The sequence below is a fragment of the Sideroxydans lithotrophicus ES-1 genome (assembly GCF_000025705.1).
GTDB classification, from domain to species: domain Bacteria; phylum Pseudomonadota; class Gammaproteobacteria; order Burkholderiales; family Gallionellaceae; genus Sideroxyarcus; species Sideroxyarcus lithotrophicus.
In genome coordinates this window covers 2,042,365-2,067,691 of the sequence record NC_013959.1, presented here as the reverse complement: position 1 = coordinate 2,067,691, position 25,327 = coordinate 2,042,365, and the positions used below count along the sequence as shown (strand labels likewise).

At 57.6% G+C, this 25,327-nt stretch carries 26 protein-coding genes; 18 read left to right on the top strand and 8 right to left on the bottom strand.

Annotation, left to right across the window (positions count from 1 at the left end):
• Window positions 1–35 precede the first annotated feature (35 nt).
• Window positions 36–917 carry a protease HtpX gene (gene htpX / locus SLIT_RS10240; RefSeq protein WP_013030176.1) on the top strand — a complete coding sequence of 294 codons (882 nt, stop codon included), beginning with the start codon at window positions 36–38 and terminating at the stop codon, window positions 915–917.
• Between the two features lie 51 nt (window positions 918–968).
• Here the strand turns inward: htpX and SLIT_RS10235 are convergent, their stop codons facing one another.
• The gene (locus SLIT_RS10235; RefSeq protein WP_223293787.1) at window positions 969–1,658 is read right to left on the bottom strand and encodes an MlaA family lipoprotein; all 690 of its coding nucleotides are present in this window, start codon (window positions 1,656–1,658) and stop codon (window positions 969–971) included.
• 165 nt (window positions 1,659–1,823) lie between these two features.
• Here SLIT_RS10235 and SLIT_RS10230 point away from each other — a divergent pair, with 165 nt between their 5' ends.
• The 6 genes from SLIT_RS10230 to SLIT_RS10205 all read left to right on the top strand — a co-directional run bounded on the left by SLIT_RS10230 (window position 1,824) and on the right by SLIT_RS10205 (window position 7,249).
• Window positions 1,824–3,638: a CHASE2 domain-containing protein gene (locus SLIT_RS10230; protein WP_013030174.1), complete on the top strand. Its 1,815-nt coding sequence runs from the start codon at window positions 1,824–1,826 to the stop codon at window positions 3,636–3,638.
• Window positions 3,635–4,129 carry a hypothetical protein gene (locus tag SLIT_RS10225; protein WP_013030173.1) on the top strand — a complete coding sequence of 165 codons (495 nt, stop codon included), beginning with the start codon at window positions 3,635–3,637 and terminating at the stop codon, window positions 4,127–4,129. Before SLIT_RS10230 ends, SLIT_RS10225 begins: the two co-directional genes overlap by 4 nt.
• Window positions 4,126–4,980: a M48 family metallopeptidase gene (locus tag SLIT_RS10220; RefSeq protein ID WP_150102995.1), complete on the top strand. Its 855-nt coding sequence runs from the start codon at window positions 4,126–4,128 to the stop codon at window positions 4,978–4,980. Before SLIT_RS10225 ends, SLIT_RS10220 begins: the two co-directional genes overlap by 4 nt.
• A gap of 185 nt (window positions 4,981–5,165) precedes the next feature.
• A complete protein-coding gene (locus SLIT_RS10215) occupies window positions 5,166–5,450 on the top strand; it encodes an HU family DNA-binding protein (protein WP_013030171.1) in 285 nt (94 codons plus the stop codon).
• A gap of 362 nt (window positions 5,451–5,812) precedes the next feature.
• Window positions 5,813–6,067: a helix-turn-helix domain-containing protein gene (locus SLIT_RS10210; protein ID WP_013030170.1), complete on the top strand. Its 255-nt coding sequence runs from the start codon at window positions 5,813–5,815 to the stop codon at window positions 6,065–6,067.
• A 207-nt stretch (window positions 6,068–6,274) separates the two neighbouring features.
• On the top strand, window positions 6,275–7,249 hold the full coding sequence (locus SLIT_RS10205) for a FecR family protein (protein WP_150102994.1): 975 nt from the start codon (window positions 6,275–6,277) through the stop codon (window positions 7,247–7,249).
• A 93-nt stretch (window positions 7,250–7,342) separates the two neighbouring features.
• On the opposite strand, the gene SLIT_RS10200 is transcribed toward SLIT_RS10205, so the two are convergent.
• The gene (locus tag SLIT_RS10200; RefSeq protein WP_013030168.1) at window positions 7,343–7,720 is read right to left on the bottom strand and encodes a c-type cytochrome; all 378 of its coding nucleotides are present in this window, start codon (window positions 7,718–7,720) and stop codon (window positions 7,343–7,345) included.
• Window positions 7,721–8,598: 878 nt separating this feature from the next.
• Here SLIT_RS10200 and SLIT_RS16115 point away from each other — a divergent pair.
• On the top strand, window positions 8,599–8,772 hold the full coding sequence (locus SLIT_RS16115; protein ID WP_190272129.1) for a hypothetical protein: 174 nt from the start codon (window positions 8,599–8,601) through the stop codon (window positions 8,770–8,772).
• A gap of 260 nt (window positions 8,773–9,032) precedes the next feature.
• Here SLIT_RS16115 and SLIT_RS10195 read toward each other — a convergent pair whose 3' ends face one another.
• Together SLIT_RS10195 and SLIT_RS10190 are read right to left on the bottom strand one after the other, a co-directional pair.
• A complete protein-coding gene (locus SLIT_RS10195; protein WP_013030166.1) occupies window positions 9,033–9,575 on the bottom strand; it encodes an NUDIX hydrolase in 543 nt (180 codons plus the stop codon).
• Window positions 9,576–9,579: 4 nt separating this feature from the next.
• Window positions 9,580–10,374 (bottom strand): outer membrane protein assembly factor BamD, encoded by a 795-nt coding sequence (locus SLIT_RS10190; protein ID WP_013030165.1) that lies wholly within the window; start codon window positions 10,372–10,374, stop codon window positions 9,580–9,582.
• Here SLIT_RS10190 and rluD point away from each other — a divergent pair.
• From rluD to SLIT_RS10145, 9 genes are all read left to right on the top strand, one after another.
• Window positions 10,373–11,368, top strand: a complete 996-nt coding sequence (gene rluD / locus SLIT_RS10185) for a 23S rRNA pseudouridine(1911/1915/1917) synthase RluD (protein ID WP_013030164.1) — start codon at window positions 10,373–10,375, stop codon at window positions 11,366–11,368. The genes SLIT_RS10190 and rluD overlap by 2 nt on opposite strands.
• On the top strand, window positions 11,355–12,092 hold the full coding sequence (pgeF, locus tag SLIT_RS10180) for a peptidoglycan editing factor PgeF (RefSeq protein WP_013030163.1): 738 nt from the start codon (window positions 11,355–11,357) through the stop codon (window positions 12,090–12,092). Before rluD ends, pgeF begins: the two co-directional genes overlap by 14 nt.
• A gap of 35 nt (window positions 12,093–12,127) precedes the next feature.
• The gene (locus SLIT_RS10175; RefSeq protein ID WP_013030162.1) at window positions 12,128–13,708 is read left to right on the top strand and encodes an MFS transporter; all 1,581 of its coding nucleotides are present in this window, start codon (window positions 12,128–12,130) and stop codon (window positions 13,706–13,708) included.
• Between the two features lie 130 nt (window positions 13,709–13,838).
• Entirely contained in the window at window positions 13,839–15,482 is a 1,644-nt protein-coding gene (locus SLIT_RS10170; RefSeq protein ID WP_013030161.1) for a methyl-accepting chemotaxis protein, read from the top strand.
• A 44-nt stretch (window positions 15,483–15,526) separates the two neighbouring features.
• Complete coding sequence (locus tag SLIT_RS10165) at window positions 15,527–16,300, top strand: ZIP family metal transporter (RefSeq protein ID WP_013030160.1); 774 nt, start codon at window positions 15,527–15,529, stop codon at window positions 16,298–16,300.
• Window positions 16,301–16,304: 4 nt separating this feature from the next.
• Entirely contained in the window at window positions 16,305–17,630 is a 1,326-nt protein-coding gene (rimO, locus tag SLIT_RS10160) for a 30S ribosomal protein S12 methylthiotransferase RimO (RefSeq protein WP_013030159.1), read from the top strand.
• A complete protein-coding gene (locus SLIT_RS10155) occupies window positions 17,606–17,965 on the top strand; it encodes a YkgJ family cysteine cluster protein (protein ID WP_013030158.1) in 360 nt (119 codons plus the stop codon). Before rimO ends, SLIT_RS10155 begins: the two co-directional genes overlap by 25 nt.
• A complete protein-coding gene (gene crcB, locus SLIT_RS10150) occupies window positions 17,962–18,345 on the top strand; it encodes a fluoride efflux transporter CrcB (protein ID WP_013030157.1) in 384 nt (127 codons plus the stop codon). Before SLIT_RS10155 ends, crcB begins: the two co-directional genes overlap by 4 nt.
• Before the next feature lie 9 nt (window positions 18,346–18,354).
• The gene (locus SLIT_RS10145; protein ID WP_013030156.1) at window positions 18,355–18,672 is read left to right on the top strand and encodes a DUF190 domain-containing protein; all 318 of its coding nucleotides are present in this window, start codon (window positions 18,355–18,357) and stop codon (window positions 18,670–18,672) included.
• On the opposite strand, the gene SLIT_RS10140 is transcribed toward SLIT_RS10145, so the two are convergent.
• The 4 genes from SLIT_RS10140 to SLIT_RS10125 all read right to left on the bottom strand — a co-directional run bounded on the left by SLIT_RS10140 (window position 18,673) and on the right by SLIT_RS10125 (window position 21,355).
• The gene (locus SLIT_RS10140) at window positions 18,673–19,032 is read right to left on the bottom strand and encodes a DUF2934 domain-containing protein (RefSeq protein WP_013030155.1); all 360 of its coding nucleotides are present in this window, start codon (window positions 19,030–19,032) and stop codon (window positions 18,673–18,675) included.
• A gap of 118 nt (window positions 19,033–19,150) precedes the next feature.
• Window positions 19,151–19,906 carry a fused MFS/spermidine synthase gene (locus tag SLIT_RS10135; protein ID WP_013030154.1) on the bottom strand — a complete coding sequence of 252 codons (756 nt, stop codon included), beginning with the start codon at window positions 19,904–19,906 and terminating at the stop codon, window positions 19,151–19,153.
• On the bottom strand, window positions 19,903–20,442 hold the full coding sequence (locus tag SLIT_RS10130; RefSeq protein ID WP_013030153.1) for a DUF2937 family protein: 540 nt from the start codon (window positions 20,440–20,442) through the stop codon (window positions 19,903–19,905). Before SLIT_RS10130 ends, SLIT_RS10135 begins: the two co-directional genes overlap by 4 nt.
• Window positions 20,443–20,446: 4 nt before the next feature.
• Window positions 20,447–21,355, bottom strand: a complete 909-nt coding sequence (locus SLIT_RS10125; protein ID WP_013030152.1) for an NAD(P)H-hydrate dehydratase — start codon at window positions 21,353–21,355, stop codon at window positions 20,447–20,449.
• Between the two features lie 74 nt (window positions 21,356–21,429).
• Here SLIT_RS10125 and purL point away from each other — a divergent pair, with 74 nt between their 5' ends.
• Window positions 21,430–25,305, top strand: coding sequence for a phosphoribosylformylglycinamidine synthase (gene purL / locus SLIT_RS10120; protein ID WP_013030151.1), 3,876 nt, complete (start codon window positions 21,430–21,432; stop codon window positions 25,303–25,305).
• The last annotated feature ends 22 nt before the right edge of the window (window positions 25,306–25,327 follow it).

Sequence of the window (25,327 nt, the reverse complement as noted above, 5' to 3'; positions counted from 1 at the left end):
CGCCGCGTAAATTCGTACCTTTGGAGAGTTAAGCAATGAAACGTATATTTTTGTTCGTTCTGACCAATATTGCGGTCTTGCTGGTCATCAACATCGTGTTGCGCCTGTTGGGTGTGGATCGGGTGCTGGATCAAAGTGGTGCGATCAACTTCAATGCGCTGTTGGTGATGTCGGCAGTGATCGGTTTTTCCGGCTCCATCATTTCGCTGCTGATGTCCAAATGGATGGCCAAGATGTCGGTTGGCGCCCAGGTGATCGAAAACCCGCAGGATCCGACCGAGCGCTGGCTGGTTGAAACCGTGCGCCGTCAGGCACTGGCTGCGGGTATCGGCATGCCGGAAGTGGCGATCTATGATGCGCCGGACGTGAATGCCTTTGCCACCGGCTGGAACCGGAATAGCGCGCTCGTTGCCGTGAGCACTGGCCTGTTGCACAGCATGAGCCGCGATGAAGCCGAAGCAGTACTGGGCCATGAGATCAGCCACGTCGCCAACGGCGATATGGTGACGCTGGCGCTGATCCAGGGGGTGGTCAACACCTTTGTGGTCTTTTTTGCCAAGATCGTCGGTATCCTGGTGGATCGTGTGCTGCTCAAGAACGACCCGCGCAACGGCCCCGGTGTCGGCGCCTTCGTGGCTGAGATCGCCGCCCAGATCGTACTGGGTATCCTTGCCAGCATGATCGTCATGTGGTTTTCGCGTCAACGTGAATTCCGTGCCGATGCAGGCGGCGCGAATCTGGCCGGAAGGCAAAAGATGATTGCCGCTCTGGAGCGCCTGAAGCTGAACCATGAGCAGGCCGCGATGCCACAGAACATGGCGGCGATGGCAATCTCCAGTCAAGGCGGGTTTTCCAGGCTGTTCATGACCCATCCACCACTGGATGAACGGATCGAGGCGTTGCGTAGCGGGTTGTGACCGAACGGGAATTCGGCGGAATGAAAACGGCGGGGAATACCCGCCGTTTTCTTATTCATCATCATCGAACTTTTGTCGCGGCGGGTCGCCGTCGTAGACCAGGCTTTGCCGGTGCATCAGATAGGCATCCCGTATGAAGCTGTAACGATCGATGATCGCGCTATCCAGCACTTTCTCCTGTTCCAGCAGACCGGCTCTGGTATCCACACCTTCAACGGCCCAGGCGGTATTGCGCGTTGGAACATGCTTGGTGTTGCTGATGACACTGGAGAAGCCATCTACATAGCGTCCCGTTCCATCGCGGATCGTGCTCGGTCCCAGTATCGGCAACATCAGATACGGGCCGGTAGGTACTCCCCAGTACCCTAAAGTCTGGCCGAAATCCTCATTATGCTTTTCCAGGCGGTCAGTGATGTTAAACAGGCCGAACACACCAAACGTGCTGTTGAAGATCACGCGGCTGGCATCGCTGATAGCCTGCTTGAATTTCAGTTGCAGCAGATCGTTGGCGGTGACCACCACATCGTCCAGATTGGAGAAGAAGTTGTTGACCATGGTCTTTGCAGGAACTGGCATCACTGCGCTATAACCTTTTGCTACCGGTTTGACAACAGCCCGATCAAGCGCGTCATTGAATACGAAAACACCGCGATTGAACGACTCGAACGGGTCTTTCTGCTGTCCATAATTGCTAAGACTGACGGAACTGCAACCTGTCAGCAACAGGCTTGCAAGCAGCATGAAGATTCGCATCTGGGGCATGTAAAGTTGGACGGAACTTAAGAATAGCCGTGATTATAGGGGGAAAGCATGGCTTGTTGCATCCATCTTGTTGCAATCCGTGCAAAGCGATTAGTATGTGCATCTATGGATATTTCCCCCACCTCAAACAGGCGCCGAACTTCATTGCGTATCGGTGCCTTGTTCCTTACTCTGGCCATTGTTGAGTTGTCCTGGCTGCACGCGCTCTCCCCGCTGGAACATCGTTTGTCCGATTGGTTCGTGCGCCAACAGGCACAAAGCCTGAAACCGGATGCAGACATCGTCATCGTGGATATTGACGATTCCAGCCTTGCGCGCATGCAGGAAAGTGCCGGCAGCTGGCCGTGGCCGCGTTCAGTGCATGGTGAAATGGTAAGAGGCATTGCACGGCAGCATCCCAAAGCCATCGTGTTCGATATCCTGTTCAGCGAGCGTGATGAATTCCGTCCGGATAGCGATCGCGAATTCAATCGATCCCTGCAAGGCGTGAGCAACGTTTATTTTCCGATGGTCAGGCGCGATGCGGAGATGGACCGGCAGGGGGCGCCTGCCTCCCAGGTGGCGGATTTGCTGGGTTTGCAGCGCACCGACCATGCCGATGAAGATGCGCACATTGCCATATTGCCACCCTTGGCAGTCGATCCGGCTCACTGGCGTACAGGTACGATCAACTTTGTGCAGGATTCCGACGGGGTGGGGCGGCGTTACCAGTTGTATAACGATGCTCATGGCTGGCTGATTCCATCGTTACCGGCCAGGGTGGCCAAGGATTTGGGTTATGCCGTACCGCAGCAACCGGACTTGATACTGGCTTGGCGCGGAGCTCCAGGCTCTTTTCAGCATGTTTCGTATGCCGACCTGTATGAGGACTTCAATCGTGAACATCCCCAGCGTGCGGCTGACGAGCTGAAAGGCAAGATTGTCATCATCGGGACTGCAGCTACCGGGTTGCATGATGTGCGGGTAACACCGATGGCAAGTCTGTATCCCGGGATGGAGATACTGGCGACAGCGATAGATGACCTGAAGAATGGTCGCATGATGCGCCAGGCCGATGAAGGCTTTGCTGTCGGGATCTCCCTGTTGATGCTGGGGCTGTTGAGCATCGCTTTCATGCGGGGTGTGAACGCACTCAAAGTCGGCCTGGTTTTGCTGGCGGTCACGCTGTTGCTGTTGTTGGGGTCGTATTGGGCAGTCGCGCAGTTGCTGCTGCTTCCTGTGTTGTCTCCATTGCTGCTGGCATGGAGCTGCTACTTCGTTTTTGCACTGCAAGAATACTTGCGCGAACGCAAGTCGCGCGAGCAGGCGGTGCAGATGTTCAGCCGCTTCGTCAATCCACACGTGGTACAGGAACTGGTGGCGCACGGCGGTTTGAGTCGCGCAGGTGAAAGCCGCCAGATCACCATCCTGTTCTCCGACATTCGCGGCTTCACCACGCTATCGGAAAAACGCACACCGCAGCAGGTGGTAGACCTGTTGAACCGCTATTTCACTTTGCAGGTCGAAGTAGTCTTCCGGCATGGAGGATCGCTGGATAAATTCATCGGTGACTGCATCATGGCGTTCTGGGGCGCGCCGCTGGATGACCCGGATCATGCGCGCCATGCCGTGGAAGCGGCGCTGGAGATGGGGCGGGTGTTGCAGCGCTTCAAGCATGAGTTGGGCGAGGAAGATGCTGCTTTTGATGTCGGTATCGGTATCCATACCGGACCCGCGGTGGTGGGTTTGATCGGGTCCGATCAGCGCCGCGAATATACCGCCATTGGCGATACCGTTAATCTGGGCAGCCGCATCGAAGGACTGACCAAAGGGGTATCGCGGATCCTGGTGTCGCGCGAGACCAAAGACGCATGTGGCGATGCGTTCGAGTTCAAATCATTTGGGTCGTTCAAAGTCAAAGGGCGCGAGCAGGAGGTGGAATTGTTCGCACCAGTCGAAAAAGGAGGCAAGCAGGAATGAAACACATCATCGCAATTTGTTTACTGTTCGGCTTGGTGCCGACAGTCTGGGCAGCGGAATATGCTTACACCATACGTCCTACCGAACTCAAAGCCAAACCATATAGCGATGCGCAGACGCTGACATCGTTGCCGCCACGCAGCAGAGTCGAGGTTCTGGGACGGCGTGCAAGCTGGACGGAAGTCAAATCACCCTCATTCACCGGCTGGGTGAAGATGTTGAGCCTGCGTCTGGAAGCGAACGGGCAAGGCAAGCGCGGCGACAACGGACTGATGGCCTTGTTCAACGTTGCTTCCACCGGCAGGAGCAACAGTACGGTGACCACCGGCATACGTGGTCTCTCGGAGGAGCAACTGAAAAACACCAAACCCAACCCGCAGGCATTGCAGGCAGGGAAACGTTATGTGGTGAGCCGTCAGGAGGCGCAACGCTTTGCTGCGGAAGGCAAGCTGCACGCGCAGAGCGTCGGTTATCTGAACGGAGGCCAATGATGAAAACGAATCAAGCGATAGCCATGTTGTGCTTGCTGGGTAGCATGCTTCCAGCCGCCGCCTTTGATTTCGGCAGTATTGACTGGAAAAAAGCGGCGGAAGCCGTTCAGAAAGTCCAGAAGGCCAACGCAGACATCAACGAGCCGCAGGAGATCTCTTTGGGAGAGGGCATTGCCAGCAACTTGCTGGGTGCTGCGCCACTGCTCGATAACCCCCCAGTACAGGAATATGTGAATCGTGTTGGACGCTGGCTCACCCTGCAAACGGAACGCCCCGATCTACCGTGGCAGTTTGGTGTACTCGACGACAACGATGTGAATGCATTCTCTGCGCCTGGTGGCTATGTATTCATCACCAAAGGGCTTTTGGCCCAGATGAACAGCGAGGCCGAGTTGGCTGGCGTGTTGGCACATGAGATATCACACGTGTTGCGCAAACATCATCTGCAGGCCATCAAGAAGGGGGCTCGTACCGAGTTGCTGGCAGATTTGGCGAACGATGCGATCAGGAGCAATGGTGGGGATCCCAGATTCTCCAAACTGGTCAGTGCGGGCACAGAGGTGTATGCGCGTGGTCTGGACAAGCAAGACGAGTTCGAGGCCGATCGTATGGGCGTGGTGATCGCTGCTCGTGCAGGATACGATCCTTATGGCCTGCCTGCGGTGTTGCAGACCCTGCAATCGATCAATCCAAGCGACTCCAGTGTGGCACTGATGTTCAAGACGCACCCAGCTTTGGCGGATCGCCTTAGCCTGCTTGACCAGGAGATGACTGGGCACTTTGCCAATCAGGAGAATCAACCCGATCTTGCGCCACGATTTTTTAAAGCCATGGGGATAAGCAGGAAGTAGCGGAATCAGGGCTTGTTCTGCAAATTATTATAATTATCAATAGCATGTGATTAACGATTGGCCTTGGGATAGGAATCGGAGCATTGACCTTCTTGGGATAAGGCTAATTCTCCCTTGCCAGCCACGCCAATATCTACAACAATCCGTGTCGGTACTTCACCCATAACAACAAGGAGTCATTACTCATGAACCGCAAAGAACTCATCGACGCATTGGCAGAAAAGACTGGGAGCAGCAAGGCTGACGCAGATCGCAATATCGCTGCATTGATCGACATCGTTACCGCAACACTCAAGAAAGGCGATAACGTAGCTCTGGTTGGTTTCGGGACATTTGAAGTGCGCAAGCGTGCTGCACGAACTGGTCGCAACCCGGCAACAGGTGCTGAACTTAAGATCAAAGCATCCAAAGTTCCTGCATTCAAGGCTGGTGCAACGCTGAAGGCAACAGTTAACGGAACAAAGAAGTAATTGATCATAAATGGCTTTCAGGCGTCACCGACAGGCGGCAACGCTCAAGGGACGAGCGGTAGAACTAAAGTCTGAATCTCCAGTCATATCGTTGCCCAGATAGTTAAGGGCGGGTTTAGCGTTAGATTTCTAACGGTGACTTTAGATAAAGGAGATTCAGAATGAGCGACAAAACAAACAGCAATTACATTCCAGAAGATGCAAAGTTTAATCTGGCATTTGGTTGGCTTGCTGCTGCTGCAGCATCGATTGCCGCGTGGGCTGGCCTTGCTTAAAGTCTGATCTTCAAGACTGGTTTTCATTCAAGGGGCGGTGAGAACCGCCTCTTATCATTTTGAAATCGATTCCTTCAGGCGATAATTATGAACGAAATACTGCAATACCTGAAAACGCGTGGTGAGCATCTCGATTCTGAAATAGCTAAAGCTACAGGAATCCCGCTTTCCAAGACGCGGGTATATCTATCTGAACTGACTGCCAAGGGTCAGGTGATGTCATGCCTTTCTATCAGGTTTGAAAAGGGCAAGAAGATAGAGGGGATAAAATGCCGGATATCTGGCTACATTCCTCCCGCAACTCCAGGCCGGAAATCAAAGGCACAATTGAAGCTATCGTAATTTGATCTCCCATTTGGGCGGAACAGGTGGCATAGCGATCTCGGCCGCCTCTGCTCCGGTTGCCCAAAGTGTCCCATGCGATGGTCGATTTGGAGAACTCGATCCAGTTGATCAACGTATCTTGCCGTAAATGACCAATTCGTCGTGTTTGCATTAAAATAAAATCCTGAAACGAAACGGGGTCGCGCAAGAACTCGAGAGGGGCCATTGAGAAACGTACTTGCAATATTGGCGTCACTGATGGTTTGCAATTTCGCGTATTCGGCGGAGCTGTTTGGTACCGTTGACGCCCTTTCCGGCAAGGCCTATATCGCAGATCAGTCAGGCAAGACCACAGTTGTTTCTGTCGGTTTGAAGATATTCGAAGGTCAGACGATAAACTCCGGGTCCGAAGGCGAAGTTCATCTTGTAACAGAAGATGGTGGCATCATCGCGATCAGGCCGAATAGCGTATTTCGCGTGGACGAATACAAGGCTGAGGGCGATTCATCTGACAAGATATTCATGTCGCTGCTCAAAGGCTCGATTCGCTCCATCACCGGCTGGATAGGGAAATTCAATACTTCTGCCTATCGATTGACTACGCCTACTGCCACGATCGGCATCCGGGGTACCGACCATGAGACCACCGTGATTGATAAGGGAGATGGCGATGAGCCAGGTACCTATGACAATGTCAACGAAGGGGCGACTGTGCTGCGAACGGCGCAAGGCGAAGCCGAAGTTACGCCGGGGAAGTATGCATTTGCTCCTAAAGGCAGAGTGATCGCTCCTTTCTTCCTTGCCCGGCGTCCGCACTTCTTCGCAGTTCGCAGACTCCGGATCGAAGAGCGCATTCAGCGACGTAAAGAAATATTGCATGGCCGCCTCAATCAGATGCGCGAAGATCGCATCAGGAAATTCAGGTCTCTGCATAGGGAGCGGCTCAGTCACATCGTGAACCAGCGCAGGAGTGTGTCAGGACATGGTCAAGGGCAGGTAGCAGGAAGACGCAATGACCAGCATCGGCTGGAGCAGTCGCGGTCGTCACAGGTGCGCCGAATGGAGTTTGAGCGCAGGCGTGGGCAGAATCTGGAAATGTTCAAAGCCAGTTCAGATCGACGCAGAAAGTTCAATCGGGGAAAATCTGGCAGTTCCGAAGAAAGGCATGACAGGTTTGAGCGCGGCCATCGCGCGAACTGAATCGGAATTACATGTGCACTGTGACGTGGTCATCTGAATTTTGAACAATAAAAAAGCCGGCTATTGCCGGCTTTTTTATTGTTCGTCCTAGACTTATTTGTCCAGGCCCAATACAAACTCGACCAACTCCTTGATCTCGCCTTGCTTCTTGCCGGCTGGATCGTTGGGGATCATGGCTGCAGAACCCCAGTTACCATGGCCACCCTTGGAAACCTTCATCATCAAGCCTTCAACCAGGGGATATTCCTTGGCATTGGCGGCAGCCGAGCCAGTGTTGGAATATTTATATGTTTTTGCGCCCTTGTATTTTTTGGACACATCCATCCATGCCGGGCCGACCACCTTATGGTCGATTGCGTGGCAAGCGGTACAGCCGTTCTTCTTGGCCAAAGCTGGCATCTCGGTTGCCATTGCGCTACCTGCAACCATCAATCCTGCTGCTACTGTCATGCTGACGATAACTGATTTCATGATTTCCCTTTTAGTTTAGTTGAAGTGCGGATGAATTATTTCTGTCCTTTTATCGCAAGGATACAGAGAGGGCATTAGAGATTTCGGTTAGCCCACTGGAAACATGCTACCAGCGGCTCCGTAAAGGCATCGCCAATATAGCGTAAAGAAAATGTGATGCTATAAAAAACAGTGTAGAGGGGCCTGTATTAGGCCTTTTATCAATATTGATAATTGCATAGACAAAATGCAAGGCGGAAAACAATCAGTGATGATAATGAGGATTTAAACAAGGGATAGTCAGCTTCGATTGAAAAAATGCACACAGGCTTCACCACATGCGCCTAACCTGCATTGTCCTAATTTTCGATTCAAATTCGCACTGCATCAAAACAGTACTGGCAATACACTTTGTTGCACCGGCACGAATGGCCAGCAACGAAATTGATCACTCAGATCAAACCAGCAAAAAAGAAATCAATAACAAATCGACTGCAAGTGCGCCAAGCTCAGTATAGAAATTTCCATCATCTGCGAGCCATGTTTTGCCGTGGCTGGATTTTAAGGTCGTGTCCATGATGATTACCTCCTGTACGCATTACTGTTACGAAAAGTGGCAATCAGAACTCGCCATGCGACTACTACTTTCTGTGTTGAGCGATAGCTGATGTGAAAATACACTGCCATAACCAAGAAATAAAGTCAAGTATTACCCCGTGAAGACAGCGCTGGATAACGCACCTTAGCCAGGTCAACCATATGAATATTAATCATGTTATTTGAATGCGCCTGATCAATTGAAAATACATATGCAACGAAAGTGCATGCGATCTGAATTGGAATACGCGGCGATGTTTGATTTGCAGTTTTGACCAGAGCAGGGGCTTCCAGAAAAACTGATGGCTACCTTGAACTTTCAGGAGAAGCACAAGTCCGAACCCGGCTGGATTGAGAGAAGTATGTTTTGTGATGCTGTTATTTCCGACAGCCTTGAAGTGGGCGCAGCGAACTATAAACGGGAAAGAATCAAAGTTCGCACATTCGCTCCGGAAGCGAAACCGGATACATTCTAAAGGGAAGTCATTTTGCCAAACAATTTCGAAGATCTATACGCTCAACACAAAAAACAAACCGAACAGTCATTAAAAAAACTAGCCGTGGGTCTTGCAGCTTTATTTATATTGATCATTGTTTCTTCTTTTTTTGTCTGATCATTTATGCGATTCGATTCGTTCACCAGACTGCCTGGCTGGTCAGTGCATGCAAGCTGCATTATCAAACCCGGAATTGCGACAACAAGCTGATCTGCTGATTCAGATATTCCGTTGTGGGTTCAGCGTGTCGGGGGCGTCAGATCGGTGTTGCGGAAAATGAATTCGTCGCGTTTGCGGTCGGCGAAATAGTGTTCCAGAGTGTAGCGTATCGGGCGGAAGGCGAGCGTGTCCCATGGTATCTCGTTTTCGCCGAACAGTTCCACTTCAAGACTTTCCACGCCAGGTGAAAAATCCAGATCGAGCAGCGTTGCCCGATAAAGCAGTTGTACCTGATTGATGTAAGGCAGGTTGTACATCGCATAGAGATCAAGTATCTCGATGCGGGCATTGGCTTCTTCCAGCGTTTCGCGAGCGGCTGCCTGTGCCGTTGTTTCGCCATTCTCCATAAACCCCGCAGGGAGTGTCCACAGTCCATGACGCGGTTCAATGGCGCGGCGGCAAAGCAAGATACGCCCATCTTGCCACTCGGGGATCGCGCCGACGATGAGTTTGGGATTCTGATAATGGATGGTGTTGCAGACGGTGCAGACGTGACGCTCGCGGTGGTCATCCTGTGGCAGCGACAACGCGACGGGGGCGCCGCATTCCGGACAGAACTTCACGGCATCAGTCCCAGAATTCCCACCACGGCGAGCTGTTCCGTGGTGTTTCCTTGATGGCGGGCTGGTTGCCGTCTTTGGCGACATTAAGGGAAAGTACACGCTGCGTGTCGTCGCGCAGGACTTCCATCCCCATCGCATCGTAGGCCTGTACCAGTATCTGCAGGGCTTCGCGAGTTTGCGGAGTATTCGGGAAGTCGATCAATACACTCTTGGCACGATTGGCGGCAGCGACATAGGCTCCGCGCCGCAGGTAATAGCTGGCGATATGTATTTCCGAACTGGCCAGTGAATTGAGCAGGTATTGCATGCGCAGTTTGGCGTCTGGTGCGTATTTGCTGTCGGGAAAGCGCGTGACCAGTTCCTTGAACGAATTGAATGATTCACGCAATGCCGAAGGATCCCGTTCCGATGGGTCCTGCTTGAACATGGTGCCGAAAAGGCTGTTGATGTTCTCGTTGAAGTTGATGAGCCCCTTGAGATAGAGCACGTAATCCAGATGCGTGCTCATGGGGTACATCTTTGCGAAATGGTCCAGTGCGGCTATCGCCGGTGCCGGTTCGCTGTGCTTATAGTAGGCGTAGGCGATTTCCATCTGCGCCTGCTGCGCATAACGCCCATACGGATATCGTGACTGCAGCGTCTCGAATTGTTTGACCGCCTTTTCGTAATTTTCATCCTGCATCGAGGCTTGCGCTTTCGCGTACAACTCGTCCGCAGTCAGGTTCTGCCCCTCTTTTGAGGGGTCGGAGCTGCAAGCAACTAACGTGAGCAGGAGGAAAACGGCTAAACTATGGCGCATGATAGAACCCGAAGAAGATTTATCCGATTATAGCAAAGACGAAGAGTCTGCCGACCTGCTTGAGATGCAGGTGCCCATGGAACACGGCGGACTGCGTCTCGATCAGGCCCTCGTCAAGCTGTTTCCCGAATATTCACGCAGCCGCCTGCAGGACTGGGTCGAGCAAGGCCTGGTCACGGTCAACGGCAAGGCAGGCAGCGTCAAGCAGAAGGTATGGGGCGGCGAGCACATCAGTGTATCGCCGCAGATACATCCTTCCGAACAGCCCTACCATGCCGAGGACATTCCCCTCGACATCGTCTACGAAGACGATGCCATGCTCATCATCAACAAACCGGTCGGCCTGGTGGTGCATCCGGGCAGCGGCAACTGGCAAGGCACGTTGCTCAACGCATTGCTGCATCATGCTCCGCAACTCGCCGATGTGCCGCGCGCTGGCATCGTGCACAGGCTGGACAAGGACACCAGCGGCCTGATGGTGGTGGCCAAGTCGCTTGTTGCGCAGACCGCGCTGGTGCGTCAGATGCAGGCGCGCAGCGTCAAGCGCGAATACCTCGCGCTGGTCTGGGGCGAACTGGACCGCGACTACACCATCAACGTCCCTATCGGCCGTCATCCCTCGCAGCGCGTGAAGATGGCCACGACCGAGAGCGGCAAGGAAGCCATCACCCACGTCGGCATCGAGGAGCGCTTCCCCTACTGCACGCTGGTACGCTGCCGGCTGGAGACCGGACGCACCCACCAGATACGCGTGCACATGACCCACATCGGCCACCCGTTGATAGGCGATGCGGTCTATCAGCGCGGCACCCAGAAATGCTCGCCGCAATTGCGTGAACTGTTGAATGGTTTCCCGCGCCAGGCGCTGCATGCCACGCAACTGGCATTGAACCATCCGGTTACCGGCGAGCGCATGGAGTTCCATTCCCCGTTGCCGGAGGATATGGAAGAATTGCTGGAGCAGATCGACGAGGCGAGCGATGCAATTGAGTGAAACCTTCATCCATCCCGACTGGCCCGCGCCGGCAGGTGTGAAGGCGTTGCAGACCACGCGCAGTGGCGGCATCAGCGCCGCCCCCTATGACTCGCTCAATCTGGGCCTGCATGTCGGCGACGACCCCGTGCGGGTGAATCGCAATCGCCAGGCACTTGCACCGTTCATGCCGAGCGAACCGGTGTGGTTGGAGCAGGTGCACGGCACGATCGTGGCGGATGCCGATGCGGCGGCATGCCGTGTGCATGCGGATGCCTGCATCGCAAGACAGCGCGGCTCAGTGTGTGTGGTGATGACGGCGGATTGCCTGCCGGTGCTGCTGTGCGATGAGGCGGGCACCGTGGTCGGTGCGGTGCATGCAGGCTGGAAGGGGCTCGCGGCTGGCGTGATCGAGGCGACGGTCAAGGCGATGGGGAGGGCGCCACAAGAGTTGATGGCCTGGTTCGGACCGGCGATCGGCCCACATGCATTCGAAGTGGGGCCCGAAGTGCGCGCGACTTTCATGGCGCATGATGCCAAGGCGCAGGAGGCGTTCATCCCGCTTGGAACTGAAGGCAAATATCGCGCCGACATCTACCTGCTGGCGCGCCAACGGCTCGAAGCACTCGGCATCAGTCGCATCTTCGGCGGCACGTTCTGTACGTATCACCAGAAAGACAAATTCTTCTCTTACCGTCGCGATGGCGTGACCGGGCGCATGGGTACGTTCATCTGGCTGGCATGATGCCGTTACGATCAAGATCGACTGAATAGACATACATGAAAAAGACCCTGCAGGAACTCACTCCCACCCAGCGCAAGATCGTCCTCGCTTCCTGTTTCGGCACCTTTCTCGAATGGTACGACTTCCTCACTTTCGCCACGCTGGCGACCTATTTCAGCGTGCTGTTCTTCCCGCCGGACAATCCCACTGCGGCGCTGCTGATGAGCCTGGGTACTTTCGGCGTCGGCATGGTGGTGCGGCCATTGGGTTCGGCATTGTTCGGATCGCTGGCAGACAAATTCGGGCGACGTCCCATCTTTATCGCCACCATCTCGCTGATGGGCGCGACCACCTTTCTGGTCGGGCTGTTGCCGACCTACGCGCAGATCGGCTTCGCGGCACCCTTGCTGCTGCTGTTGTTGCGCCTGCTGCAAGGCTTCGCGGTGGGCGGCGAGATCGGCGGCGTGGCGGTGTATCTCACCGAGCATGCGCCGCACGGCAAGCGTGGCGTCTACACCAGCGTGCTGCAATTGATGGGGCCGCTGGGCATCCTGGTGTCCACCTTTCAGATCGTTCTGCTGCACCAGTTCCTGTCGGATCCCTCGTTCAATAGCTGGGGCTGGCGCATCCCGTTCCTGTTCTCTGCCTTGCTGCTGTTCATCTCCATCAAGACGCGCATGAGTCTGGAAGAATCGCCGGTGTTCCGCGAGTTGCAGGCGGCGGGTGCGGTTTCCAAAGCGCCTCTGCGCGAATGCCTGAGCGACCGCCGCACGCTGGGGCGGATGGCGCTGCTGTTCTTCTGCATCTCGGCCGGCGGATCGTTGCTGTTCTTCTCCTCGCAGGTCTATGCCAACGTGTTCCTGAAAAGCGTGGTGCGGCTGGATGCGCAACTCGCCAGCACGCTGGTGATGACCAGCACCCTGCTGCTGTTCCCGCTCACCATCGTGTGTGGCTGGCTGTCGGACAAGATCGGACGCAGACCCGTTCTGCTGGCCGGGCTGATCCTCGGTGCGGCAACCATCCTGCCCGTGTTCAAGGCGCTGCAGCATTACGGCAACCCGGCGCAGGAACGCTTCAATCGCGAAGTTCCGGTCGTGCTGTATGGCACCGATTGCCATTACGGCCCGTTCCGCAAGGTGTCCAACGATTGCGAACGCAACCAGGAATTCCTTACCAAGAATGGCGTCTCCTATACCGTGAAGCAACTCGCGGTGCAAAACACCGTGGTGAGCATTGGCGGCAATAGCGAGGTATATGGCTACCAGCCGGCAGCTTTGGGTGAGGCATTGAAGAACAAAGGCTGGGTGGATAAAGCGGACCGCACCCAAGTGAACAGTTACATGCTGTTCCTGCTGCTGGTCGTGCCGGTCATCGCTGTGGCACTCATCACCGGGCCGCAGACGGCGGTGCTGGCGGAATTGTTCACCGCGCGCACGCGCTATACCGCGGCCGCGGTGCCGCATAACCTCAGCGCCGGCTGGATCGGCGGCCTGTCGCCGTTCATGGTCACCTTCCTTTCGGTGCAGGCGGGCGACGCGCTGGCGGGGCTGTGGTACCCGGTAGGCATGCTGATCCTGGCTTCGCTGGTCGGATTGCTGTTCCTGCCGGAGACCAGCAAGGTCGATCTGCGGCATTAACCCCGCGGAAATATCCTGGATCCCGTGTTTTGGGCGGATCGCTTAAATTCCCTCAAGTTTTTCCCCATGATGTCGTCATAGAGATGCTGGCTTCATTTGGCACAAGTGGGGAGCTATTCTGGAGAATTGGATGAGAAACTGGTACAACTCGCTCAGCATACGCTGGAAGCTGCAGATCGGCTTCTTCATGGTGACGATGGTCACTACCGTCTACAACCGTATGCTTGCCTCGCATGAACTGGGCAAGATGGTCGAGATCGCGCGTGCAGGTCAGGTCAGCCAGGAAGTCATCCGGCAGCTCGAAGCGAATCATGGCGCCTACATCTTCAATTCGTTCTGGGAATCGGGGCTGGAGTTCATGCTCCAGTTCTTCATCATCGCCTTCGTGGCCAACCTGTTCGTCAAACCGATCCAGGCACTTTGCCACGCATTGAAGGCGGTCGAAGCGGGCGACCTGACCAGGGAAGTGGAGCACCGTTCGCGCGACGAGATCGGCGAGCTGGAAAAGAGCTTCAACGACGTCCTTTCCAAGCTCAACCACATCATGCGCGAGGTCGACGAGAGCGGCAAGGAAATGGAGCAGTCGGCGTTCCAGATCGCCAAGATCTCGCACGAGATCGCCGAAGTGGGGCGCAAGGAACAGAGCCGTTCGGATGAGGTGAACGACGCGACCCGTCAGCTGCACCAGATATCGGAAAGTGTGCAGGAGCAGGCGACGAAAGCGACCCTGCGAGCGCGGGAGACCGAAGCCAAGGCGCGCGAGGGCATCGACACCGTCAAGAAAAGCATCTCCGAAATGGAAGACACGGTGCAGCAAGTGAATCTGGCTGCCGTCAAGATCGCCGAACTGGAGAAGTCGGCAACGCAGATACACGACATCATCACCACGATCCAGGATATCGCCGGGCAGACCAACCTGCTGGCGCTCAACGCCGCGATCGAAGCGGCGCGGGCCGGCGAACAGGGGCGCGGCTTTGCGGTGGTGGCGGACGAGGTGCGCAAGTTGGCGGAACGCACGACGCTGTCTGCGGATGAGATATCGCAGATCATCGGGCGCCTTGGAGGACAGGTGCACGAAGTGACCGATTCGATGAACGTGGTGGTGGGGAAGGTCCACGACAACCAGAAACTGGCCGGCGAGACCGCCACGGTGATCGAGCGCATCTCGGTGGATATCGAGGAGACTGCCAGCGCGAACAGCGGCATCTCCGAGGCCAGCGGCAAACAGATAGGCAATGTGGATGTGCTGCGCATGACCCTGGAGGAGCTCTTCGCGACCCTGCATGAGAGCTCGGAGAAGGTGGAAACGACGGCGATCATCGGCGACGGACTGCACAAGGTCACCGGCAAGCTCAACCAGTTGATGACTGGGTTCAACTTCGATCATGTTCAGCCCGTGCCCATCGAACATCACGAAAAACGCGCCGCCCCGCGCGCGGCGAACCGGCTGTTGGTGCATGTGACACAAGGGGACACATCGATGGAATGTTGCAGCCTTGATTTCAGCATGACCGGCATCCGATTGCAGATGAACAAGGCGCTGGAACGCAATCGGCCGATCGAGATGAAACTGTATCTGCCGCAGGAAGACCTCAGGCAATACCAGAGCCAGCAACCGGTCAAACTGCGGGGGCGGATCAATTGGCAGCGCGTCGAGGAAGACAAGCACATCTGCGGCGTGGCCTTCGAGCAGGTGCCCGACGACGTGTCCAGGCGCATGCGTGAAAGCTTCAAGTACTACAACAAGCAGCCAGAGTTCGGCGCCAGACATTGATACTGGGTATAATCCGCGCCCTGTCCTAATTCTGGTCTTCTAGCATGAGTATCTTGGCGTGGATCGTCACCACCAGCCTGCTGGGCGGCATCTTGAGCGTGCTGGCGGCAGCATTGTTCGTGCTTACGGCCCGGGCCCAATATCTGGGCGGGCTGGTGAGCTTCGCCATCGGTGCGTTGCTCGCGGCGGTGTTCCTGGACATCCTGCCCGAGGCGATCAAATTGACCACCAATGTGAGCGCAGTCAGCGCCACGGTGCTGCTCGGTATCCTGCTGTTCTTCACGCTGGAGAAGGTGCTGATCTGGCGCCATTGCCACCATGAGCATTGCGAGGCGCACGAGCCGCATGAGCACGGCGAGCACGATCATGGGCGCAGCGGTGCCATGGTCATCGTCGGCGATACCTTCCACAACTTCATCGACGGCATCATCATCGCCGCATCCTTCATGGTCGACGTGCATCTTGGCATCGTCACTTCGCTGGCCATCATTGCGCACGAGATCCCGCAGGAAGTCGGCGACTTCGCCGTCCTGCTGCATTCCGGCTACACCAAGAAGCGGGCCTTCCAGCTCAACCTGATTTCCAGTTTCGCCACGCTGGTCGGCGGTGTGCTGGGCTATGTCGCTCTGCAGGACATGCAATCGCTGGTGCCGACACTGCTGGCATTGGCTGCAGCGAGCCTGATCTATATCGCCGTGGCCGATCTTATCCCCGGCCTGCACAAACGCACCCACATCCGCGACACCGTGCAGCAAGTGCTGCTGATCGCGGCGGGCATCGCCACTGTGGCGATGGCAAACTATTTGATCGAAGGTTGATTCGATGACATCCAGCAAAACAGCACCGCAGATCGGTTTCGTCTCGCTTGGTTGCCCCAAGGCGACGGTCGATTCCGAACACATCCTCACGCGCATGCGCGCCGAAGGCTACATCATCACGCCGAGTTACGAAGACGCCGATCTGGTGGTTGTGAATACCTGCGGCTTCATCGACAGCGCCGTGGCGGAATCGCTGGAAGCCATCGGCGAAGCATTGCAGGAGAACGGAAAAGTCATCGTCACCGGCTGCCTTGGTGCCAAAGGCGATATCGTAATGCAGACGCACCCCAAGGTGCTCGCCGTCACCGGCCCGCATGAGACGGATGCCGTGATGAACGCAGTGCACCAGCACCTGCCCAGATTGCACGACCCCTATGTCGACCTGGTGCCGCCGCAGGGCGTGCGCCTCACACCGCAGCATTTCGCCTACCTGAAGATATCCGAGGGCTGCAACCACCGCTGCACCTTCTGCATCATCCCCAGCCTGCGCGGCGACCTGGTGAGCCGTCCGGTCGGCGATGTGATGCTGGAAGCGGAGAAACTGGTCGAGTCCGGCGTCAGGGAGCTGCTGGTCATCTCGCAGGACACCTCGGCCTACGGCGTGGATGTGAAATACCGCACCGGCTTCTGGGGCGGCAAGCCGCTCAAGACGCGCATGACCGATCTGGCGGAAGCGCTCGGCAGCCTCGGCGTGTGGGTGCGCCTGCATTACGTCTACCCGTATCCGAGCGTGGACGACGTCATCCCGCTGATGGCCGAGGGCAAGATACTGCCGTACCTCGACATCCCGTTCCAGCACGCCAACGAGCGGATACTGAAACTGATGAAGCGTCCGGCCAGCAGCGAGAACGTGCTCAAGCGCATCCAGCAATGGCGCAGCATCTGCCCTGACATCGTGCTGCGCAGCACCTTCATCGTCGGTTTTCCGGGCGAAACGGAAGAAGAGTTCGAGGAACTGCTCGATTTCATCGAAGAAGCGCAGCTCGATCGCGTTGGCGCATTCAAGTATTCGCCGGTGGAAGGTGCCGCTTCGAACGAACTGCCGGATCATGTCGACCCCGACGAGCAGGAAGACCGCCTGGCGCGCCTGATGTACCTGCAGGAAGAGATCAGTGCAGGGAAGCTGGCGAAGAAAGTCGGCCAGACCATGACCGTGCTGGTGGACGATGTGGATGATGACGGCTCTGTTGCACGCAGTGCTGCCGACGCACCGGAGATCGACGGCCTGGTGTACATCGACGACGAACAACTGGAAGTCGGCGAGTTCGTCACCGTGAAGATCATCGACTCCGACGAGCACGATCTATGGGCGGAAGTGGTCAAGAAGTGAGCGGGGGCAATCCCTGTCAAACCTGCGGCGCCTGCTGCGCCCACTATCGCGTTTCGCTCTATTGGGGCGAATCCACCGAAGCGCCGGGCGGTATCGTACCTGCCGAACTGACCGAGCAAGTGAACCAGCAGATGCTGTGCATGAAAGGGACCAATAGCTATCCGGTACGCTGTGTCGCATTGCGCGGCGAGGTCGGCAAACAGGTCTCGTGCGCCATCTACGAACAACGTCCCACGACTTGCCGCGAGTTCAACGAATACGAACTGGACGGCTCGCCCAACATGCGTTGCTTCAAGCTGCGCGGCATCATTCCGCCTGCTACAATTGATTCATGACGATCTATGCTTTCCTCGCTGTAGGGCTGGGCGCCGCTGTCGGCGCCTGGTTGCGCTGGGGCTTGGGCCTGTGGCTCAATCCGGCGCTGCCCGAGCTTCCGCCGGGCACGCTTGTCGCCAATCTCGTCGGCGGCTACCTGATCGGACTGGCCATCGCCTTCTTCATCCAGCACCCAGGCCTGTCGCCGGAATGGCGCCTGTTCATCATCACCGGATTCCTTGGCGGGCTCACGACCTTTTCGACGTTCTCGGCAGAGACCGTCACGCTGTTGATGCGCGGGCAATATGCCTGGGGCACGGCGATCATTGCGCTGCACCTCGGCGGTTCGCTGCTGATGACGGTGCTGGGGATGTATACGTTCAAACTGGTACAGCAATAGGGGGGCAACATGCAGACAGTCGTGCTCAGATTCTACGTTTCCGAGAAGCAACATCACCAGGGCGAACTGCTGTACGAATGGCTGTTGCGTCTGGGGCAACGTCTGGAACTGCCGGGCGGATCGGCCTTCCGCGCCATCGCCGGATTCGGCAAGCACGGCAGACTGCATGAAGAGACTTTCTTCGAACTGGCGGGAGAACTTGCCGTAGCAGTCGAATTCATCATCGATGAACAGAGTGCAGAACGGCTGCTTGCCGCGGTCGGCGCGGAAAAGATCAAATTGAACTACGTGAGTTACACCGTCGAATCCGGCACCACCCGGATCTAGTTACTTCTTGCCCTTGCCGGTCAGCAGGGCCTCGATCTCGGCCTCGGCGGCGATCCAGTAATCCATCGAACCTTTGACGAAACCATTCTTCTCGGCGATGAAATAGGCCGCGTCCTGGACCATTCTGTAGCGTTGTTCAGGTGTCGGTGCAGTCTTTGGCGTGGTGGCTTTGGCGCTTGCGGCAGGTTTCGTCGCGACTGCAGGCTTGCTGGTTGCCGTTGTCGGCTTTTTGGCGGTTGTCGCCGTCTTGGTGGTCACCTTCTTGGCCGCTGTTTTGCCGGTGGCTGCTGCGGTCGTCTTTTTGGCAACGGGTTTGGTGACGGAGGTTTTTGTTGCGGTGGTGGATTTTGCAGTTGCCATGTTCGCTACCTTTCAAAAATTAAGTTCATTAGAATTTGCGAAATGAAACTTGTAATTTGATGTATCCCCCGCCGCCAATTCTAAACACAAATGCCCGGTGGTTTGTGATTAATTTGTGTCAAAGCAAGAACACGCCGCCCGGACAGGTCTGCGCTTCCTCGATGCGCGCCAGGGTCGGCAACAGGTTCAAGCCGGTCTCCGCCTTCAATCTTTCCGCATGCTCCTTGAGGTCGTCCAACTCGATGCGGACGGGCTCGCCTGTCGCAGCCAGTGCGATCACATTGCCGCTTTCACAGGAAGGGAAGGCCAGCGCACGCGCCTCGAACGCTTCGCGCAGGCGCCCCAGGCTGGCCGCATAGCCGCGACTGCGGCCCAGCAGATTCACGGCCAGGATGCCGTTGTCATTCAAGCGCGCACGGCACATCTGGTAGAACGGCAGCGTGTCCAGCTCACCCGGTCGCGCATCCTCGTCGAAGCCATCGACCATGATCAGATCGTAGTTCTTGTCGTTCCCGGCGATGAACTTCGCGCCGTCGGCGATCACGATATTCAGCCTTTTCGGGTCGTCCGGCAGCTTGAAGAACTGTCGGGCCGCTGCCACCACGCGCGGTTCTATCTCCACCACCGTCAATTTGGACAGGGGAAAGTTGCGGTACAGGAACTTGGTGATCGACGCCGCTCCCAGGCCGATGAGCAGGACATTGCGCGGAAAACGCGAATCGTCGCGCATGAGCAGGCTCGCCATCATCTCCCTGGTGTAGTCGAGCTCCAGATGCCAGGGGCGCGCGATGCGCATCGCACCCTGGATCCAGAGCGAACCGAAATGCAGATAGCGGATGCCCGCCTCCTCGCTGATATCGATGGGGTGGCTCATTGTGCTTTATTGGAGATGGGGTGGAATAGGGAAGGAAAGAGCCTTGCACCGGCAAAGCGCACCAGCGCGAGCAATAGTTCAACGAACAGCAGCATGGCAAGGGCGGCACATGCGCCGAACACCAATGCATCCTGGTCCAGCGGCACGGCATAGCTGTATAGTCCCAGCGCTTCGTCGATCATCTCGTGGTCACCGTGCAGCAGCACTTGCAGCGCTTTCATCGGCAGACTGGTCTTCAGCGCGGCCAGATCGGCCTCGAAACGCAGCTTGCGCTGCACCATCTTCTCGATGGCCGCACCTTCGTCCTGGAACGCCTTCACTTCACTGTTGCGATGCAGTTCGATGAGCTTGTGCATGTCACCGCTGAAGTACTTGTTGGCGATCTCCTGGAACGGCTGCAGATTGACGCTCACCTCGCGCAGGTGGGCATCGATGCGCTTCTGGTACTGGTCGATGAAATTCGGTACCTGCAGCCCGATCAACAGGGCGATGCAGGCGACGACGATCATCAGGTAACGGTATAGGAAGGCCGGCATCTGGTCACTTGGGTGCCATACGGTTGAGCAGCCAGCGCGCCCATTCGATCACTTCGGTCGCGCTCATGCCGAGCGTGGCCTGCTGCTTGGCCAGTTCATCGCCGGCAGCGCCATGCAGGTGCACAGCAAGCAGCATGGCTTCGTCCGCATTCAGCCCCTGTGCGATGAATGCGGCGATCATGCCGGCCAGCACGTCACCCATGCCGGCGCTGCTCATGCCGGGATTGCCGGTCTGGTTGAGGTGCAGCTTGCCGTCGCGGGTGGCGCACAGGCTGCCTGCGCCTTTCAGCACCACGCTGCCACCCAGGCGTTTGGCCAGTTCGCGCGCGGCTGCGTTGCGGTCGCGCTGGATATCTTCCGCCTTGCAGGCCAGCAGATGTGCGGCTTCGCCGGGATGCGGGGTGAATACGGCGGGAGCCTTGCGGGTATGCAGCATGCCGCGCAGGTCGGGGCGCTGGGCGATGATGTTCAGCGCATCGGCATCCAGCACCAGCGGTACGTCGAGCAGCAGTGCGTCGTACAGCAGTTTCTGCGCGGCCAGGCTGCGTCCCAGGCCGCAGCCGATCAGCAACACAGAAGGACTGGAATTGCTTTTCACGTTTGCCCCCTCTCCCTTCGGGGGAGGGTTGGGGTGGGGGATGCTTTGCAATGCTTCATGTGCTGGATAGAGCATCAGTTCCGGTACCCGCATGTCCACCATAGGCATCTTGTCCGCCAGCAGGCCGATATGCACGCAGCCTGCGCCCATTTTCAGCGCGGCGCGGCCGGCCAGGATCGCAGCCCCCACCATGCCGTTGCTGCCACCGATCGCGGTGACGGTGCCGAACATGCCTTTATGACTGTCCTTCGGACGCGGTTTGAGGAAGGCGGCGACCTTTTTTTGCGTTATGGGCGTGGGGCGTGTCGCTGTCATGTTGTTTTCCCTGAGTTTAGTGAGGTCGGCTGCATTATAATTGCATCCTGTTTTCAACGCCTTTTATCCATGCCATGTTTCGCACTTCGATAGGTAAAGCCGCTCTTTCTTCTTTCCGCCTCGACAAACTGCGCACTGCGCTGAACGCCACCAAGTCGGGCGTCACTCTCGAAGATACGCGCCACTGTTATTTCACCGAACTGTCCGTCGATCTCACCCCGGCTGATGTTGACCTACTGGATCGCTTGCTTGGCCTGGACAAAAGCGCCGGCGAACCCGAACTGGAGGGTAAGGTGCAGAGTCTGCTGGTGGTGCCGCGCCTCGGTACCATCTCGCCGTGGTCATCCAAGGCCACCGACATCGCCCGCCATTGCGCACTGCCGCAAGTGAAGCGCATCGAGCGCGGCGTGCTGTATTACCTCAAGAGCAAGAGCGGCAAACCACTGACAGATGCGGAAAAAAAGGCCGTGCTGCCGCTGCTGCACGACCGCATGACCGAATCGGTCGTCACCGACATCGACGGCATCGAAGACAGGATATTCAGGCACGGTACGCCGCAGCCGCTCTCCAGCGTGGACATCCTTGCGGGCGGCAAAGCCGCACTGGAGACCGCCAACCGCGAGCTGGGGCTGGCACTGTCCGCCGACGAGATCGACTATCTGGTGGCGAATTTCACCAAGCTGAAACGCAATCCCACCGACGTCGAACTGATGATGTTCGCGCAGGCCAATTCCGAACACTGCCGCCACAAGATATTCAACGCCGACTGGGTCATCGACGATGAGAAGCAGCCCAATTCGCTGTTCGGCATGATCCGCAACACGCACAACCTGCACCCGGAAGGCACGATCATCGCGTATTCCGACAACTCTTCCGTCATCGAGGGTGCCGAGATCGAACGTTTCTATCCGCGCACCGACGGCGGCTATGCCTTCGGCAAGGAACTCACCCACACCCTGATGAAGGTGGAGACGCACAACCACCCGACCGCCATCGCGCCGTTCGCCGGTGCGGCGACCGGCTCAGGCGGCGAGATCCGCGACGAAGGTGCGACCGGTACAGGTTCCAAACCCAAGGCGGGCCTGACCGGGTTCTCGGTCTCCAACCTGCATATTCCCGGCTTCGAACAGCCGTGGGAAGCGGATCCCGTTGGCAAGCCGGGACGCATCGCATCGCCGCTGCAGATCATGATCGACGGCCCGCTCGGCGGCGCGGCGTTCAACAACGAATTCGGCCGCCCCAACCTGGCTGGCTATTTCCGCACCTTCGAAGAGCAGGTGAACGGCGAAGTGCGCGGCTACCACAAGCCCATCATGCTGGCCGGCGGCGTCGGCAACATCAGCGCCACGCATACCCGCAAGCACAACCTGCCGGAAGGCGCGGTGCTGATCCAGCTGGGCGGTCCCGGCATGCTGATCGGTCTGGGCGGCGGTGCGGCATCCAGCATGGATACCGGCGCCAATGCCGAGAACCTCGACTTCGATTCCGTGCAGCGCGGCAACCCCGAGATGCAGCGTCGCGCGCAGGAAGTCATCGACCGCTGCTGGCAGATGGGCAGCAACAACCCCGTCCTCTCCATCCACGACGTGGGCGCGGGCGGCGTCTCCAACGCGCTGCCGGAACTGGTGCATGGCGGCGGCAAGGGCGCGTTCTTCGAGTTGCGTTCCATTCCTTCCGAAGAGCGCGGCATGTCGCCGATGCAGATATGGAGCAACGAAGCGCAGGAGCGCTACGTGCTGGCGATCCCGCTGGAGCGCGTGCTGGAATTCCAGGCGCTGTGCGAACGTGAGCGATGCCCGTTCGCCGTGCTGGGCCGGGCCATCAGCGAAGACAGCCTGGTGGTGCATGACGAAGAGTTCGACAACTATGCCGTGGATATGCCGCTCTCCGTGCTGCTGGGCAAACCGCCGAAGATGACGCGCAAGGTGCAGCGCGAGCAAGTGCAGCTGCCGAAGTTCGACACCGGCAACATCGTGCTGAAGGAAGCCGTCGAGCGCGTACTGCGCATGCCCTCGGTGGCGGACAAGACCTTCCTCATCTCCATCGGCGACCGCACCGTCGGCGGCATGACCGCGCGCGACCAGATGGTCGGCCCGTGGCAAGTGCCGGTGGCGGATGTAGCCGTCACGCTGATGGGCTTCAACACCAACCGCGCCGAAGCCTTCGCGCTCGGCGAGCGCACGCCCATCGCCGTGCTCAACGCCCCGGCCTCCGGCCGCATGGCCATCGGCGAGGCGATCACCAACATCGCCGCGGCGCAGATCGACAAGATCGGCGACATCAAACTCTCCGCCAACTGGATGGCCGCCGCCGGACATCACGGCGAAGATGCCGCCCTGTATGACACCGTCGAGGCGGTGGGCATGGAACTGTGCCCGCAGCTCGGCATCAGCATCCCGGTGGGCAAGGACTCGATGTCAATGAAGACGACGTGGAAAGAGGGCGAGCAGAACAAGGCCGTCACCGCGCCGCTGTCGCTCATCGTCACCGCCTTCGCCCCCTGTCCGGATGCGCGCAAGACTCTCACCCCGCAACTGGCAGCCGACACCGACACCGTGGTGCTGCTGTTCGATCTGGGCTGCGGCCGCAACCGCCTGGGCGGTTCGGCACTGGCACAAGCGTACAAGCAGGTCGGCGATGTGGCACCGGACGTCGACGATGCGAAGCAGCTGAAGGCCTTCTTCGACCTCATCCAGCGCTTCAACCGTGCAGGCAAACTGCTGGCCTACCATGACCGTTCCGACGGCGGCATGCTGGCGGCGTTGTGCGAGATGACTTTCGCTTCGCACATCGGCATGGATATCCGGCTCGACGAATGCAGGGGCGGCGACCTCGACATCCTGTTCAACGAAGAGCTCGGCGCGCTGGTGCAAGTGCGCCGCGACGACCTGGCCGACATCTTCGTGCAGTGCGACGAGGCTGGACTTTCCAGCGTGCATGAAGTGGCGCGTCTCAATACCAGCGGCAGCATCACCATCATGCGCGGCAAGACGCAGCTGTACAGCGAGAACGCGATCACCCTGCGCCGCATATGGTCGGAGACCACTTACCAGTTGCAAAAGCTGCGCGACAACCCGGTCTGCGCGCAGCAGGAATATGACCGCACGCTGGATGCGAGGGATACAGGGCTGCATGTGAAACTGACCTATGATCTCAACGAGAACGTCGCTCCGGCATTGCTGACCTCGCGCCCGAAGATGGTCATCCTGCGCGAGCAGGGTGTCAACGGCCAGGTCGAGATGGCCGCCGCATTCGATCGCGCCGGCTTTGCCGCGGTGGATGTGCACATGAGCGACATCATCAGCGGACGCGTGAAACTGGCCGATTTCAAAGGCGTTGCTGCTTGTGGCGGATTCTCCTACGGCGACGTGCTGGGGGCGGGCGAGGGCTGGGCCAAGTCCATCCTGTTCAACCCGCGCGCGCGCGAAGAGTTCGAAGGATTCTTCAAACGGAGCGATACGTTTGCGCTGGGCGTGTGCAACGGCTGCCAGATGATGAGCAACCTGCACGAGATCATCCCCGGCGCCGAGAACTGGGCGCATTTTGCGCGCAACCAGTCGGAACAGTTCGAGGCGCGCTTCGTCATGGTGGAAGTGCAGCAGTCGCCTTCCATCCTGTTCGACGGCATGGCCGGCAGCCGCATGCCCATCGTCGTCGCGCATGGCGAAGGCTATGCCGATTTCGGCAGCGTCAAAAAACAGAAAGCCGCACTGGTCACACTGCGCTATGTCGACCACCACGGCAAGGCGACCGAGACTTATCCGCTCAATCCCAATGGCTCGCCGCACGGCATCACCGGACTCACCACCCCGGACGGGCGCTTCAGCATCATGATGCCGCATCCGGAGCGCGTGTTCCGTGCCGTGCAGAACTCCTGGTATCCGCGCGAGTGGCAGGAGAACGGCGCATGGCTGCGCATGTTCCAGAACGCACGGAAATGGGTGGGGTAGGGATAGTTGGAGGCGAACGGGA